Here is a 16,017-nt window from a genome sequence, read left to right as displayed (position 1 = left end):
GAGAGAAAATGAAAAGACAGATACCTTTGATAATCGTCCTGACGCTGGGGATATTCTTCTTCATCCAGTTCTTCGTTCCCAGCCAGGTTTCCACCAATATTTACCAGATCACCCTGCAGTGGACCATTGTCATCAGCGCCTTTGCCATCGTGCTGGCCGTCGGCAGCCTGTTCAACCACCACATGCTGAAGATCAAAAGGCGGAAGCCGCACTGGTGGAACAGCATCGTGACCCTGGCGGCCCTGGTGGTGATGGCCCTGCTGGGCATCCTGGGGCGCTGGAGGGGCCTGGAGAAGCTGGGCGACCTGTACCACACCCTGTTCCTCTATGTCCAGGCCCCCATGGACTCGGCCATGTTCGCCATACTGGCCTTCTATATGGCCTCGGCCGCCTACCGGGCCTTCCGGGCCCGTTCCCAGGAGGCGGCCCTGCTGCTGATCTCCGGCTTCATAGTGATGCTGGGGGTGATCCCCTTCGGGTCCATGATCTGGTCCAGGATACCGGACATCGCCGAGTGGATACTGATGGTCCCCAATATGGCCGCCAAGCGCGGCATCCTGTTCGGGGTGGGCCTGGGAATGACGGCCACCTCGCTTAAGATAATTTTGGGCATTGAACGCAGCTGGCTGGGAGGGGGAGGCAAATGAAGATATTAGAGAATCTGACCAAGATAAACCGCCGGTACATCTTCCTGCTGGTGGCCCTGGCGGTGATCTTTCCCCTGGTGATACCCATGAAACTGCCCACCATCCCGGGGAAATATACCATCAAACTGTACGATTTCATCGACCAGATACCTCCCCAGAGCCAGCCGATATTGATAGCGGCCGATTACAGCCCCTCCATGATGCCCGAGCTGCAGCCGATGCTGGAGGCGGTCATCCGGCACTGTTTCGCCAAGGGCATCAGGATAGTGGTGCTGACCCTGGATCCCAACGGGGCGGTGCTTTCGGAAACGGCCCTGCAAAAGATCGCCCCGGAATACGGGGCCGTCAACGGCCGGGATTACGCCTTTCTGGGCTTCAAGCCCGGCTCCTCAATCGTGATGATGTCCATCGGAGAAAATTTCCGCCAGGCGTTCCCCACCGATTTTTACGGCACCCCGCTGGACAGCCTGCCGATGATGAACGGCATCCGCAACTACGCCGATGTCCCGCTGGTGCTCTCCATCGCCGGCAGCGCCATCACCCAGGGCTGGATAAACTATGCCCATACCCGCTATCATGCCAACGTGGGGGCCGGCTGCACCGCGGTCAGCACCGCCGACTACTATCCCTTCCTGCAGGCCGGCCAGCTGGTGGGCCTGCTGAACGGCATGAAGGGGGCCAGCGAGTATGAATATCTGAACAAAAAGAACGGCTATTCCAGCGCCGCTCCGGTGGCCACCAAGGGGATGAATGCTGTTTCCATAGTCCACCTGCTGTTGATGCTGTTCATCATCCTGGGCAATATCGGCTATCTGGTGACCCGGCACAACCAGAGCAAGAAGTAAGGAGAGACAAATGACATTTTCAAACAATCCCTGGGTGTGGGTGGCGGCCATACTGACCCTGTGCATCTTCTCCTTTTTATACAAGGAGAATCCCTTCTACCGCTTTGCCGAGCACCTCTTCGTGGGCATCTCGGCCGGGTACGGGGTGGCCATCTACTGGAACAACGCCATAGTGCCCAACCTGTATGTCCCGGTCTTCCTGCAGCATAACCTCTGGTTCATAATCCCGGGCCTGATAGGCCTGCTGTTCTTTTTCCGTTTCAGCTCCAAGACCGGCTGGCTGATCCTGATCCCACTGGCGGTGCTGCTGGGGACCGGCAGCGGCATGAGCCTGGCACCCACCTTTCAGACCGATATCCTGAAACAGATGCAGAGCGCCATCGGCGATGCCACAAATCTCCAGCTGGGCGGCTGGGGCCTGGTGTGGGGCCTGGTCACCTTTATCGGAGTGCTGACCACCCTCAGCTATTTCTTCTTCTCCCGGGAGCAGAAGGGGGCCCTTAAAATTTCGGCCAACATCGGCATCTGGTTCATCATGATCGGCTTCGGGGCTTCTTTCGGCAACACCGTGATGGGGCGGATCTCCCTGCTGATCGGCCGGGTGCAGTTCCTGCTGACCGACTGGATACATTTGATCAAGTAACTGACCTCTTCCTCGATCCCTCTCCTAATGCTTTAGGAGAGGGAAGGGTGAGGTCATAATAGTGAAAAGTATGGCAAGCAATACCGACAAAATAATCTGCCGCTGCGAGGATATCACCGAGTCCCAGGTCCTGGAAGCGATCGAAAAGGGCGCAACTACCGCCGATGAGGTCAAGCGCCTGACCCGGGCCGGCATGGGCCATTGTCAGGGGCGGACCTGCCGCCGGCTGGTCAACCAGCTGCTGGCCCGCCGGCTGGGGCAGCGGCCGGAGGATCAGAAGCCGGTCACTCAGCGCTCCCCGCTGCAGCCCATCTCGCTGAAAACCCTGGCGGATTCATGAAAGTGCCTCAGAACGCCGACATCATAATCATCGGTGGAGGTATCGTCGGAGCGGCCACCGGATACCACCTGGCCCGGGCAGGATATAGGGTCCGGCTGATCGAGAAGGGCTTCCTGTGCGCCGGCTCCACCGGACGCTGCATAGGCGGCATCCGCCAGCAGTTCACCTCCCAGGGGTCCATCAGGCTGATGCTGGAGAGCGTTAGGCATTTCAGCTCCATGAAAGAGGAACTGGGGGTGGATGTCCACTGGCATCCCGGCGGATATCTGTTCCTGGCCCACAGCCCGGAGAAGAAGGAAGCTTTCCTGGCTAATATTGCCGTTCAGCAGAGTTTCGGCCTGAAGGATGTCCGCTGGGTGGATGCCTACCAGGCCGGGCAGGTTGCACCGGGGCTGAACATCGACGGCCTGCTGGGCGGATCCTACTGCCCGTCCGACGGACAGGCCTATCCCTTTGCGGTGGTCGCCGGCTACGCCGAAAGGATCAGATCCTGCGGCGGCTTGGTAAACACCTTCACCGAGGTGACGGCCATAATGCAGGGCGGAGGCCGGGTCAAGGGGGTCAAAACCGCCCAGGGGACCGAATATCATGCCGATATCGTCATCAACGCCGCCGGGCCCTGGGCCAGGGAGGTCGGGCAAATGGCCGGAATAGAGGTGCCGGTGGAACCGGAGCGGCACGAGGCCCTGATAACCGAGGGGGTGGAATATCTGAACATCCCCATGCTGGTGGATTACCGGGCCGATGGCGGCTATTTCCAGCAGTTCCGCCACAACGGGCAGTTCATCGGCTGCTACTCGCCGGTTCCCAACGTTCCGGGACATTCCACCGATTCCAGCTATGAATTTTTGTCGGAGATGCCCAAACGGATGCTCAAGCTGGTTCCCGCCCTGGGCCCGGTCAAGGTCATCCGCCAATGGTCGGGAAGCTACGAGAACACCCCCGACGGCAACCCCATCCTGGACCGCTCGCCCCTGGAGGGCTTCTATGTCATCGCCGGAATGTGCGGGCATGGCTTCATGCTGGGTCCGGCCATCGGGCGGCAGGCGGCCGACTTCATAAAGAGCGGGGCAAAAGAGCCGCCCATCGCCGAATTCGCCCTGCAACGCGAGTTCTCCCGCCAGGAGGCGATGAAGTAATTATAAGAGGCTTGAATTTTAAAGGAGAAAAAATGGACGCTCTAATTAAATTGATAGGGGCCAATGCCCGCCGGATCCGCAAGGCCAAGGGCATCTCCCAGCAGAAGCTGGGGGAGAAGGCAGGATTCGATTACCGCTATATCGGTTTCATCGAACAGGCCCGGGTTAATCCCACCATCAAGACCCTGGAGAAGGTGGCCTCCGCCCTGAACGTCACGGTTCGCGATCTCTTTCCGGCCAACTCGGAAGTTGAAGCCAATAAAAAAGGGCTGCCGGCCAAGATCAGCGACCGCGAAAGGATCCTCTCCATAATTATGCGGGATCTGAACAAAGCGGACAATATAAAATTGAAGCAGCTGCGCCGCATCATCAAGATCACTGTCGGCACCAAGGATTAGGAGGTCCCCGGGCGGCAGACGGTAAAAATTTAGGGGGTTCAGAATGATACTGGCCGGGTCCCTGGAAAAATTCAAAGCCTTGGAACTGAAGATGTCCGAGGTATACCTGTGGTGTTCCATCAGCTTCGAGGACCTGGAACTCCGGCAATTCTTTGCCGACATGTCCGACGAGGAACTGTCGCATGCCAGGGCCCTGGAGAACATCAGCCGGATCCCGGCGCTCAAGGATGTCAATTTCGACATCCCGGATTACCTTCCGGAGAGGATCGGACAAAAGATGACCCAGACCTTCGCCCGGCTGAAAAAGGAAAAAGGACTGGATGGGATATTCCTGCTGCTGGCGGAGCTGGAGAACAGCGAGATCAACCAGGCCTTCGACAGCATACTGCAGGGCGTCAACCATGCCGGGATCCAGCAGATAGACCATCTGAACGCCAATACCCGGCGCCACATCCTGATGCTGGCCCGGCAGGCGGAAAAACTGGGCCTGGCGGAGGATGTCCGCAACAAGATAGGCCAGATCTCAGTGACCGACCGGGATTATTTCAAGCTGTTCATTCCCTAAGGAACGAGGAAGGAGAGAATCATGCCAAATCAACCGTTAAAGGTGATGCGGGTGTACCGCCGGGACCTGAGCGGTCTGTTGAACGACATGACCGACCAGACCCAGCCCTTTTATCTGGTGGAGGAGGAGACCCTGTGGCATCCCAACTGTGATGTATATGAGACCGACGAGGAACTGGTCATCAAACTGGATCTGGCCGGCATCTCCAAGGATGATATCAATATCACCTTCGTCCCCGGGGCGATAGCCATCAGGGGCTCCCGGATGGACAACGCCGGCCAGGACCAGAAACGCTTCTACCACAAGATAGAGATAACCCAGGGCTGGTTCGAGAAGATAATCCGCCTGCCGGAGACGGTCAGCGACAAGGTCAAGAGCTCGGTCTACAAGGACGGGATGCTGGATATCAGGATCTCCAAGGAAAAAGCCAGGACCGTGGAGATAAAGATTGAATGAGCCCCCGGGGGCCGGTCATCCGCCGCCAGGGGACGGAACTTAAACCACAACCCAACCATTGAATAGGTATTGAATGCCCGAAGAATCCAAGGAAATAAAAATACCGGGAGAGCTTCCCATCCTGCCGCTCAAGGGGCAGGTTATCTTTCCCTATCTGATAGTCCCCCTGGTCATCTCCAACGAGAAGATGATCAAGCTCACCGACGAGACCCTGCTGGGAAACAAGATCATCGGCCTGTGCACCCAGCTGAGGCAGGATACCGACGAGCCCAAGGAGGACGAGATCTACCCCATCGGCACCGCGGCCCTGATCATCAAGATGCTCCGGTTCCCGGACGGCAGCATCAGGATACTGGTGCAGGGGCTTAACCGGATCAAGATAACCAAATTCGTCCAGAGCGAGCCCTACCTCATGGCCAAGGTGGAGGTGCTCAAGGAGAAGGGCCGCAAGAGCATCGAGGCCGAGGCCCTGATGCGTAACGTGGTGTCCCTGTTCCAGAAGATCATCTCCCTGGCGCCCTACCTGCCGGACGAACTGCAGGCGGTCTCCCTGAACATCGAGGACAGCGGCAAGATGGCCGACCTGATCGCCTCCAACCTCAACCTGACCATCGCCGAGCGCCAGCAGATACTGGAGACCATCGATCCCAAGGACCGGCTGCAGAAGCTTATCCCGCTGCTGTCCAAGGAGCTCTCCATCCTGGAACTGGGGGACAAGATCCGGAACCAGGTCAAGACCGAGATGGACAAGGACCAGCGCGATTATTTTCTGCGGGAGCAGATGAAGGCCATTCAGCGGGAGCTGGGCGAGGGCGACGAGCATTCGCTGGAGGTGGGAAATCTGCGCAAGAAGGTGGAGAAGGCCAACTTAAGCCCCGAGGCCCTGAAGGCGGCCCATGAGGAGCTGGACCGGCTGGCCCGGATGCCGCCCCACGCCGCCGAGTACACCGTGGCCCGCACCTATATCGACTGGCTGGTGAAGCTTCCCTGGAGCGTCTCCACCACCGACAGCCTGGACGTGGCGGCCGCCCGGAAGATACTGGACGAGGATCATTACGACCTGGAGAAGGTCAAGGACCGGATCATCGAATATCTGGCGGTCCGCAAGCTAAAGGGGGACGCCAAGGGCCCCATCCTGTGCTTCGTGGGCCCTCCGGGGGTGGGCAAGACCTCCTTGGGCCGCTCCATCGCCCGGGCCCTGGGCCGCAAATTCTACCGCATCTCGCTGGGGGGGATCCGGGACGAGGCCGAGATCCGGGGCTTCCGCCGCACCTATATCGGCTCGATGCCGGGCCGCATAATCCAGGGGCTGAAGCACACCGAGACCAACAACCCGGTGTTCATGCTGGACGAGGTGGACAAGATCGGGCTGGATTTCCGGGGCGACCCGTCAGCCGCCCTCCTGGAGGTGCTGGACCCCGAACAGAATTTCTCCTTTGCCGACCATTACCTGGATGTGCCGTTCGACCTCTCCAAGGTGATGTTCATCACCACCGCCAATGTGATGGATCCCATACCCTCGGCCCTCAAGGACCGGATGGAGGTGCTGGAATTGCCGGGCTACATCGAGGAGGAGAAACTGCACATTGCCCTGAAATACCTGGTTCCCAGGCAGATCAAGGAGAACGGCCTGACCGATGGCCACATCAAATTCAGCGATCGGTCCATCAGCCAGATAATCTCCCAGTACACCCGCGAGGCCGGGGTCAGGAACCTGGAACGGGAGATCGCCACCATCTGCCGCAAGGTGGCCAAAGACGTGGCCTCCGGGGATAAAACCCAAAAGGCCGTCACCCCCCAGAGCCTGCACAAGTATCTGGGACCCCAGAAGGTGTTCCCGGAGGTGGCCGAGCGGACCGGAGAGGTGGGCATGGCCACCGGTCTGGCCTGGACCCCGGTGGGGGGGGAGATACTTTTTATCGAGGCCACCAAGATGCTGGGCAAGAAGGGCCTCAGCCTGACCGGCTCCCTGGGCGAGGTGATGAAGGAATCCGCCCAAGCCGCCCTGTCCTACATCCGGGCCAAATCCAAGATCTATAAGATAGATCCCCGTTTTTTTGAAAAATTCGACATCCACATCCACGTGCCGTCCGGAGCCATCCCCAAGGACGGGCCCTCGGCCGGGGTGACCATGGCCACCGCCCTGATATCCCTGCTGACCGACCGGCCGGTGAAGGCCAACCTGGCCATGACCGGCGAGATCACCCTGAGGGGCAAGGTGATGCCGGTGGGCGGCATCAAGGAGAAGGTGATCGCCGCCAAAAGGGCCGGCATCAGGGAGATCATCATGCCGGAGCAGAACCGGAAGGACCTGGAGGAGGTGCCGGACCATGTGCGAAAGAATCTGAAATTCCATTTTGTCAGCAACATCGAGAGCGTGGCCCAAATAGCCTTCGGGCCGAAGATCCGGAAAGGCAGATGAATTGAGCCTGTTCACCGCCCTGGCCATAAGCCTGTCCCGGCGCTACGGCCGCCAAAAGCCGGTGGATTTCACCGGGGTTCTTAAAAAGCCCGGCAGGATCCTGTGCTTCCCGGCCCAGGACGACGGCGAACTGCTGTGCGCCGTCCCGGCCATCCGGGCCCTGCGCAGGCATTACCGGGACAGCCTGATCGCTCTGCTGATCGACGAGGACAAGCGCGGGCTGTGGCATTTTGACAACGAGGTGGACGAGGTGATAGATTTCCGCCCCCGGCTGATCGACGGCCTGGCCTCCGGGGAATCCCGCCGGCTGAAGAAGATATTCCGCCAGCGCCGGTTCGACCTGCTGCTGGACCTGAACTACCGCCCCATGGAGCAGCTGTCATACCTGTTCTTCCGCTCCGGGATAGCGGTGCGGTGCGGCCAGGAGACCGGACGGGACCACCCCTTCAAGAATTTCATCATCAAGGCCGGGACCCTTTCGGCCGACGAGGTACTCCGCAGTCTGGACATAATAAAACCCCTGGGGGCGCAGGTTTCGGGACATCACCCGGCCTGGCCCAAGCTGGTGGGTCTGGAGGGCAAAAGGGAGTTCCGGGAAAGGCTCAAGGAGGAGGGCCTGAAAAAAGGCCAGGCGGTGCTGGCCCTGGACGGCAGCCATTGGAGGAGGAGCAACTTTGAAAAGATTTTGAGGACCCTGGCCAAAAACCCCCAACTCAAATTGATCGTGATAAACCCCGATGGGAAAATGCCGCAGCAGGCCCTGAACGGCCAGACGGTGATGAGCTCGCCATCTTCGGCCGAAACGGCCGAGGCCATGTCACAGGCCCGGGGCTTCATCGGCTCCAAGAACGACGTCTTTTCCATAGCCTATATGCTCAAGGTGCCCAGCCTGATCACCGCCCCGCCCCGCAGCCGCGGGCTTCCCCTGGCGGGGGAATTGCTGCAGATCCGGCACGGCAAGATCCCCTTCGAGATCAGCGATCAGGAGCTGGCAATTTTCCTGCAAAAAATATTTTAAAATTCCTATTGACAAACACCGCTCCGAAATTGTATCATAATGCTATGCCAATCTTTGAGTTTGAATGCAGCAGGTGTAACCATAAATTTGAACAGCTGATGCGCCTCTCGGAAAGCAAACCCGCCTGCCCGGATTGTGGCAGCGCCCAGACAGAAAAGATATTTTCCACCTTTGGTTGCAAGACCGAGAGGGGTTTCGTTTCGGCCGGAAAATCCGGAGGATGCGGCGGATGTTCATCTCATAATTGTTCCAGTTGTAACTAAGGAGGGTTCACAAATGACTAAGGCTGATCTGGTGAAGTTGGTTTGCGATAAAACCGGGGTTACCCAGCGGGATGCCAAGATCGTGGTCGATTCCTTTCTGGACGTCATCACCCTGACATTGAGCGAGGGCAAGAACATCGAGATCAGGGGATTCGGGCGTTTCAAGGTCAAGGAGCGCAAACCCCGTCTGGCCCGCAATCCCAGGCGCCCCACCGAGACGGTCCAGATACCCGCCAGGTTGGTCCCCATATTCCAGCCTTCCAACGAGCTGAAGGCCCAGGTTTCCAAGAAGTAAATAATAATAAAATATGATAAATCAGAAGGAGGTTTGCAATTTAAATGCCTTGCGGTAAGAAAAAGAAGAAACACAAGATAGCGACCCATAAGCGCAAAAAACGACTGAGAGCCAACCGGCACAAGAAGAAATTGCGTTAGAGCTTAATGGCTATTCCCAAAGGGAATAGCCATTTTTATTTATAATTTTGACATGGTGTAAATTGGATCAATTGGCGGATCCCCCGGGCCGGCTGGTGCAGCAGACCTGGGCTTAACCGGTATCGATCAGGCGGTGGTGTATGATTCCAATATATCTCACAAGGACACAAAGGCGCCGAGAACTTTTTCTGAAAATGAAACTGGATTGCTTACGCTTTTATCTTGGGCCGCCACGAGTGCCAAAGCTTTAGCGGAGGCGGTCCTTTGCCAGCCGCACAGTCATTTCGCAATGAGGTGGCGGATGCGCCATAGATCAGGAAGACAAAACATATGGCCGGCGAAGCGAACCATCGAACGAAATCGCTAGTGTCTGGGTGACCTGGTGAGAGGAAAAATTGATTGATCCCAATCTATATATAATACTTGACTTTTTAGTCCGGTTGCGATAATATATTGCCATTGAAATCACCAACCGAACAATAACAACCAAACAACATTAAGGAGTTCTGTCATGAAGAAAATGGCTCTGGTCCTGGTGGCCCTGGTTGCCTTGGGTTCCCTGTCATTCGCCCAGAAGGGCGCAATGTCCATCGGGGGCGATCTGGGTTTGTTCCTGCCGTTGGGAGATATGGGTGAATATTATTCGATGGGCTTCGGCATCTGCCCGACCTTTGATTATGTAATGAATGAAAAACTTTCATTAACCGGTACCATCGGTTATGTCTCTTGGGGTTCAAAAGAAGAGGTTGACGGCTGGGAATACAGCTTCTCGGATATTCCCCTAAAAGCAGGCGCCAAGTATTATTTCGGCGGCGGCACAGGCATCAAACCCTACGGCATCGGCGAACTGGGTTTCCACATGCTGACCGCTTCTGTCAAAGGGGAGATTTTGGGCTATTCCTTTGATGAATCAGCCAGTGAGACCAAATTGGGTCTGGGCTTCGGCGCCGGTTTCGAATATCCCATGAACGAAAAGATGGCTTTAAACGTTCTGGGTGAGTACGAGACCATCATGACCGAGGGAGATGCCTTCAACAATTTCGTCATCAAGGCCGGGATCAAATACGATCTCAAGTAGAACAAAAGGTTTAAGCCCCGCCAAGGCGGGGCTTTTTTGTTTTAAACCATACCGTCTAAGCACAAGTCTAATCTATTGAATATCAACCATGCCTGAATCCTTAATGAATGCCATACAAGAAGTTAAAGCCGGAAATACCAGCTCTTTCAATGAGATCATTCGGGCTCATCAGCAGGGCATCTATCGGCTATGCTACCGTCTTACCGGCAACGTCGAGGATGCCAAGGACCTCACCCAGGAGGTGTTCATCAAGGCCTTAAAGGGCATTGGCTCGTTCAGGGGGGAGAGCGACATCAGAACCTGGCTCTATAGGATAGCCATCAACACCGGCTCCACCTGGCGCAAGAAGAACCTCAACCAGCCCCTGTCCTTTGAGGTGACCGGAGAGGTGGCCGACAGCAGGTCCCGTGATGTACTTTTACAAAGGAAGATTTCCGAGGCGGTGGATGCACTGCCTTACAAGCAAAGATCGGTTTTCGTGATGCATCACTACCAGGGATACAAGCACGATGAGATCGCCAGGATCACCGACCGGTCCCCGGGGAGCGTCAAGGCCAATTATTTTCAGGCGGTCCAGAAGCTGAAGGGTAAGCTGAAAGATTTTGTGGAATATCAGGATGATCAATGATACCGTTAAACCTTCAGACGGTTTCACAAATGCAAATAATGGAAAGGCAATCATATAACTTATTAAAGTCGATGAATAAAATGAGCAACAAAAATAAAATATTATCCGATCTGGAATTGTCCGCAATTCTAGACAGGTGGCAGGTGGAGATGCCCGACCAGCAGTTCTTTATCAACCTGCCGGCCGTGGTCCAGCAGACCGCCCTGAAACCGGCCAAGCCTTGGTGGAGCGCCGTCCTTGCCCCCATGCCGGTAACATCCTTTGTTATGGCTGCCGCCCTGGCGTTCGGAATAGCAATGATCAGTTCCCGGATATCGTCCGACAACAGGATCTCTTTGACGGCGGCCCACTGGGCTTCGGAGAATTACGGCTGGTCAAATATAGATGAAGCCTTGGAAGCGGTGGCCGAGGATATCCCGGTCTCTCAGAACAACTCCCACGAGAAATATCTTTCCACCCTGCAGAAGGGGACCTATCTCTACGGGACGGACAATGCCGCCCAGCTGCTGGATGAACTGTCCGAAACCGAAATGGAGTATATCCTTTCGGAACTGCAGAATACAAGGAGCTGAAAATGAGAAAAACAATGTTGATGCTGTTCCTGCTGTTTACATCCCTGCCGGCCATGGGCCAGACCCGGATGACGGTCATGCTCCAGGAGTACGACAGCCTGTGCCCCCCGGAATGCCCGCCGCCGCCCGAGCACCGGGAACGACGGATGCTGGAGGCGGTGAGGGTGACCCGGATGACCGAAATGCTGAAGCTCTCCAACCAGCAGATATCCAAGTTCTTCCCCAAGCTCAAACAGATGGAGGAGGATCAGCGGGAGGTGCGCCGCAAACACCGGACGCTGGTGGCCCAGCTTGAAGATCTGATGATCAGGAAAGCCAAGGACCAAGAGCTGAAGGCCAAGCTGGATTCCCTTGACCAGCTACAGAAGGAGACCATAAAGAACATGGAGAAGGTCCACCAGGAGCTGGATGCCATGCTTACCATCCAGCAGCGGGCCATGTGGAGGATCTTCGACCAGAACTTTGACGAGGAGATCCGCCAGATGGTGATCCAGGTCAAGGAGAAAAGGTACCGCCGGGTGAGGCAGCAATAAATCCCACCCAAGGGCCAGCTACTGGAGAAAGATTAAACCTTTGGACCGCCGGTGCGGTCCAATCAGGAAACAACAGCAGAAAACAATAACCATAAAACCAAAGGAGAACCGATGAAAAAAGCAATCCTGTTGATGGTGCCGGCCCTGATGCTGGCGGCCAGCGCCATGGCCCAGTGCCCCGGCGGCGGGGAGAAGAACATCCGGATCGAGAAGCGCATCGAAAGGGATGGGCATGGTATGATGAATGAAGGCCGGGGGATGGGCCGGGGGCAATGGTGGGAGAATCCCGTGATCGCCAAGGAGATCGGTTTGACCGAAGCCCAGGCAAAAAAGATCGACGACATGGCCACCGCTCAACGTAAAGAGACCATCAAAATGAACGCCGACCTGAAGATCGCCAAAATAGAGCTGCAGGACCTGTTTGATGAAGTGGGAAACGAGGGGGCCATCAGAAAAAAGGCGGCCGAGGTCTCCAAGCTGCAGGAAAAGATCTATAACGCCCGCATCGAGCATCGCCTGGCCATGAACAAAGTGCTGACCGCCGAACAGCAGAAGAAGATGAAATCCATCAAGCCGGGGATGATGAATAAGGTCATGATCAAAGATGATTGCGACGGCTGCGACAAGAAATAAAAATAACCGGTTTATAAATGGGATGCCTTCAGGGCATCCCATTTTTTTATTGACAGCCGCTATGGGTTGTGATATTCTGTTATGCTATGAAGCGCAAATGGTTAAAATACGAGAGGGAGACCCGACTGGCCGGGTTTCTCATAGTTACAATACTTTTGGTAATGAATATCGCCACAGTGTTTATGTTGAACAACACGCGTGATCATTACAAATTGCAGCTTAAACTAAGGCTTGATTTTGCTGCCGATATTGCCAGCCGGCAATTGCTGGGAATCGACCCTGTCAATAATGATGCGGCACGGGAAAGAATTCGCGAGATTGCTGATTATAGCGGGTTCAAGGAGATTGGAATAATAGATGATAAAGGCACCTGGAAGTTTAGTACCAGCGCGTATCGAATGCAGTTCTCGAAAGGACCAACCGAAAGGCCTTTCATCTTTCCACAGATTTCCGATAATAAACTGGGTAGGCTCGGGAAACCATACAAATTGGGCAACTCGTCATATATAGATTATATTTACGGCAAAAAAATAAACCAGAGCCATTTGATTATAATTGCGCCGGCTGATTATCTGTCTGCTTTGGAAACTGCCGAATGGGTTTTGAATTTTAGCCTGCTGATAATAGGCGGGCTGGTCTTTGTATTCCTTTATTTTTATTTAAGGAATATATTTTCTCCTTTCCAAAAGATGGCCCAAAGCGCAAAAAATGAGTTGTGCGATAAGGGTATTGTATTTGATTCGGATGTGGAATTGGTGATGGATACCTATCATAAAATGATCGGCGAGTTAAAGGAAAAAGGCAAGAAACTGGGAGAACTATATGGTCTGGAAAAGATCCGGGCAGATAATTTGGAACATTACAGTCGGCAGGTTCTTGATAATATCGACAAGGGGATAATCACCCTGGGCAACAAAGGATCGATCATATCGTTCAATAAGGCTGCAACGATAATCCTCGGAGAGGATGGTATAAGGGAAATAAACAACCTGATCTCCACCATTGATTTCGGCCAAGCCGTGACAAAAGAAATCGAAGGGGTCGGAGGACGGAAAATCATCATTCAGGTCGAAGTGAGCAGGTTCAAGGAGTTGGGAGGGAAAAATGTCGGCCACATTATTGTCGTCTCCGATATCACCGAAGCCCGGAGACTGGAGGAACTGGCGGGATATTCCGAGCGGTCAGATCTGATAAACAGCTCGGCACAAAACCTTTTAACCAAAATAAGTCCCATACTGGAGGAGCTTAAGGATAATATATCCGAGACAGCGGCGGATAAAAAAATATACGCCAATTTGAGTGCGATAGAAAGTTGTCTAAATGAGTATGGACGGATATTCAGCCTGGAAAAAACAGCGCCTTCAGATAAGTGCTCTACTGATATAATCTACCGATCTGATGCAATGAAAAATGTTCTGCAGCTCGCCGCCAAGGTGGCCGGCACCGACAGCAATGTATTGATCGCAGGGGAAAGCGGAACTGGAAAGGAGCTTATTGCCAAGGAGATCCACCGGATGAGCTCCAGGGCCAACGGCCCTTTTATAGCCCTCAATTGCGCCGCCTTGCCGGAAACTCTTTTGGAATCCGAGTTGTTTGGCTACGTAAAGGGGGCTTTTACCGGAGCCAGCCGCGATAAACCGGGTTTATTCAGGATTGCCGAGCAGGGCAGTTTTTTCCTGGACGAAGTCAGCGAACTCTCATTAGCGCTGCAAGCAAAGATCCTCAGAGTAATTCAGGAGAGGGAGATCGTTCCGGTCGGTGGTACCAAGCCTGGCAAAGTCGATGTGCGTCTGATAGCCGCTACCAACCAAAAACTGGAGGAACTGGTGGCAAAGGGATTATTTCGGCAGGATCTGTTTTATCGGCTTAATGTATTCCCCATTTTGATCCCTGCTTTGCGAGAGCGAAGCGATGATATTGAACCGCTGGTCAATCATTTTATTGCGAAATATTCCCTAAAACAGCGCAAACAAGTAACTGGGATCAATGCTGCAGCGTTAAAGATCATGACAAATCAAAACTGGCCGGGCAATGTACGGCAGCTGGAGAACGCAGTCGAAAGAGCCGTGATAATGGCTGGAGGCCACCACCTTGAGCCGAAGGATATTGAATTTCTGATTTCCCAGATAATTGGCCAGGACACGGATTGTGAAGGTATCGAAGGCGGATTATTGGCTGTTTCCGGCCGGGCCGCAGCGGAGGCAGAATCGGGATTGATAAAGAAAGTACTGGGCGAAGTCAACGGTAATAAAAGCGAGGCCGCCAGGAGGTTGAAAATCAGTTATCGTGTAATGCTTAAAAAGATAAAGGATTATGGACTGAAATAATGTTTTAATTGGTGTGTTTGAGTACCATCTGTTACTTTAAAGTAATAGTTTACAAGAGTTATCTGTAACGATCGTCGGTATGGGAAATTAACAAGCTATTGCGAATAAATGGATAAGGAAATATATTTTACTTCGGCATGCTAATTGCATAAATCTATAATTGAGGAGAGCGAAGATGAATAGAAAAGGCTTTACATTAATCGAACTAATGGTGGTAATTTTGATAATTGGCATTGCTGCCGGATTTTCGGTGCCCAATCTAATTGGCTCATTACCCCTTGCCCGACTTAACAATTCTGCAGATGATCTAAAGGGTCAGCTAATGGTAGCCAAATCGAAGGCCATAAGCGGGGGTGTGCCCTATATTGCGATATTTACCCAAAATGGCACCAGTTTTCAGGTAGTTAAGGATTTAAATAGCAACGAAACTGTCGATTCCGGAGAACCTACCGTATCAATTGCTTTCACCAGAGATATAACAAGCGACTCTATCCCCGCCGGCAATCCTTCGGTAATAATATTTTCTCCCAGGGGTGACGCCTCAACTTCCGGGGGGGTGCGGCTGACTAATACCCGCAACGCAAAGATCAGAATTCATGTTGTTCCGTCCGGCTCTATAATAAAGCAAAAATAGGGAGTTAATTACAATGAAGAATATAGTTAATAAAAATTTTAAACGCCAGGGCGGAATGAGCATGGTCGAACTGCTGGTGGCCATTACAATTTTAGCGATTGGGTTGCTTTCAATTGCCGGGTTGGTGCCTATGTCCATGCGGACCATTACCAACATGCGGTTAAAAACCAGGGGTGTGGAATATATGCAACAGCAAATGGAAATCCTAAAGAGAACCGGTTTTGCTGGCCTTCCAACCTCGGCGGGAGTTGGAACTGTTTTCACCTCAGCGGTCATAAATCCATCCCAGGATAATCAATACCGCTTATGGTGGCGGGTCACTGCCGACGTCAATGGGGAGATATATATTCGCCAGGTAACGGTCCTTACCACCTGGGGCCCGTCGTTTCGCGATACTCTGCACATAGAAAGTTTCTTCAGCCGGTAACATTTCAAAACAAG

Annotated in this window: 19 protein-coding genes; all 19 read left to right on the top strand. The window is 54.1% G+C overall.

From position 1 onward, the window contains the following. Positions 1-8 precede the first annotated feature (8 nt). The gene (locus RDU76_06815) at positions 9-647 is read left to right on the top strand and encodes a hypothetical protein (GenBank protein MDQ7798639.1); all 639 of its coding nucleotides are present in this window, start codon (positions 9-11) and stop codon (positions 645-647) included. Then, on the top strand, positions 644-1,492 hold the full coding sequence (locus RDU76_06810) for a hypothetical protein (GenBank protein MDQ7798638.1): 849 nt from the start codon (positions 644-646) through the stop codon (positions 1,490-1,492). Before RDU76_06815 ends, RDU76_06810 begins: the two co-directional genes overlap by 4 nt. A 10-nt stretch (positions 1,493-1,502) precedes the next feature. Beyond that, positions 1,503-2,135 (top strand): hypothetical protein, encoded by a 633-nt coding sequence (locus RDU76_06805; protein MDQ7798637.1) that lies wholly within the window; start codon positions 1,503-1,505, stop codon positions 2,133-2,135. A gap of 70 nt (positions 2,136-2,205) precedes the next feature. Then, positions 2,206-2,475 (top strand): (2Fe-2S)-binding protein, encoded by a 270-nt coding sequence (locus RDU76_06800; GenBank protein MDQ7798636.1) that lies wholly within the window; start codon positions 2,206-2,208, stop codon positions 2,473-2,475. Further along, positions 2,472-3,614, top strand: coding sequence for an FAD-binding oxidoreductase (locus RDU76_06795; GenBank protein MDQ7798635.1), 1,143 nt, complete (start codon positions 2,472-2,474; stop codon positions 3,612-3,614). The genes RDU76_06800 and RDU76_06795 overlap by 4 nt, the downstream gene beginning before the upstream one ends. Positions 3,615-3,646: 32 nt before the next feature. After that, positions 3,647-4,012: a helix-turn-helix transcriptional regulator gene (locus RDU76_06790; protein MDQ7798634.1), complete on the top strand. Its 366-nt coding sequence runs from the start codon at positions 3,647-3,649 to the stop codon at positions 4,010-4,012. Positions 4,013-4,055: 43 nt separating this feature from the next. Further along, positions 4,056-4,577 (top strand): hypothetical protein, encoded by a 522-nt coding sequence (locus tag RDU76_06785; GenBank protein MDQ7798633.1) that lies wholly within the window; start codon positions 4,056-4,058, stop codon positions 4,575-4,577. Between the two features lie 21 nt (positions 4,578-4,598). Further along, a complete protein-coding gene (locus tag RDU76_06780; GenBank protein ID MDQ7798632.1) occupies positions 4,599-5,033 on the top strand; it encodes an Hsp20/alpha crystallin family protein in 435 nt (144 codons plus the stop codon). 73 nt (positions 5,034-5,106) lie between these two features. Beyond that, the gene (gene lon, locus RDU76_06775; GenBank protein ID MDQ7798631.1) at positions 5,107-7,455 is read left to right on the top strand and encodes an endopeptidase La; all 2,349 of its coding nucleotides are present in this window, start codon (positions 5,107-5,109) and stop codon (positions 7,453-7,455) included. A 1-nt stretch (position 7,456) separates the two neighbouring features. After that, positions 7,457-8,473 (top strand): hypothetical protein, encoded by a 1,017-nt coding sequence (locus tag RDU76_06770; protein ID MDQ7798630.1) that lies wholly within the window; start codon positions 7,457-7,459, stop codon positions 8,471-8,473. A 276-nt stretch (positions 8,474-8,749) separates the two neighbouring features. Next, complete coding sequence (locus RDU76_06765; GenBank protein MDQ7798629.1) at positions 8,750-9,031, top strand: HU family DNA-binding protein; 282 nt, start codon at positions 8,750-8,752, stop codon at positions 9,029-9,031. Between the two features lie 651 nt (positions 9,032-9,682). Next, positions 9,683-10,249, top strand: coding sequence for an outer membrane beta-barrel protein (locus RDU76_06760; protein ID MDQ7798628.1), 567 nt, complete (start codon positions 9,683-9,685; stop codon positions 10,247-10,249). Positions 10,250-10,337: 88 nt separating this feature from the next. Continuing rightward, positions 10,338-10,877: an RNA polymerase sigma factor gene (locus tag RDU76_06755; protein ID MDQ7798627.1), complete on the top strand. Its 540-nt coding sequence runs from the start codon at positions 10,338-10,340 to the stop codon at positions 10,875-10,877. An 80-nt stretch (positions 10,878-10,957) separates the two neighbouring features. Next, entirely contained in the window at positions 10,958-11,449 is a 492-nt protein-coding gene (locus RDU76_06750; GenBank protein MDQ7798626.1) for a hypothetical protein, read from the top strand. Positions 11,450-11,451: 2 nt separating this feature from the next. Then, positions 11,452-11,982, top strand: a complete 531-nt coding sequence (locus tag RDU76_06745; protein ID MDQ7798625.1) for a hypothetical protein — start codon at positions 11,452-11,454, stop codon at positions 11,980-11,982. A 111-nt stretch (positions 11,983-12,093) separates the two neighbouring features. Beyond that, complete coding sequence (locus RDU76_06740; protein ID MDQ7798624.1) at positions 12,094-12,615, top strand: Spy/CpxP family protein refolding chaperone; 522 nt, start codon at positions 12,094-12,096, stop codon at positions 12,613-12,615. Positions 12,616-12,701: 86 nt separating this feature from the next. Beyond that, the gene (locus RDU76_06735; protein ID MDQ7798623.1) at positions 12,702-14,942 is read left to right on the top strand and encodes a sigma 54-interacting transcriptional regulator; all 2,241 of its coding nucleotides are present in this window, start codon (positions 12,702-12,704) and stop codon (positions 14,940-14,942) included. 175 nt (positions 14,943-15,117) lie between these two features. Further along, positions 15,118-15,576 (top strand): GspH/FimT family pseudopilin, encoded by a 459-nt coding sequence (locus RDU76_06730; GenBank protein ID MDQ7798622.1) that lies wholly within the window; start codon positions 15,118-15,120, stop codon positions 15,574-15,576. Positions 15,577-15,589: 13 nt separating this feature from the next. Next, a complete protein-coding gene (locus RDU76_06725) occupies positions 15,590-16,003 on the top strand; it encodes a type II secretion system protein (protein ID MDQ7798621.1) in 414 nt (137 codons plus the stop codon). Positions 16,004-16,017: the final 14 nt, after the last annotated feature.

It is taken from the genome of Candidatus Edwardsbacteria bacterium (genome assembly GCA_031082425.1).
Classification (GTDB): Bacteria; Edwardsbacteria; AC1; order AC1; family EtOH8; genus UBA2226.
This window is presented reverse-complemented; position numbering and strand designations above follow the sequence as displayed.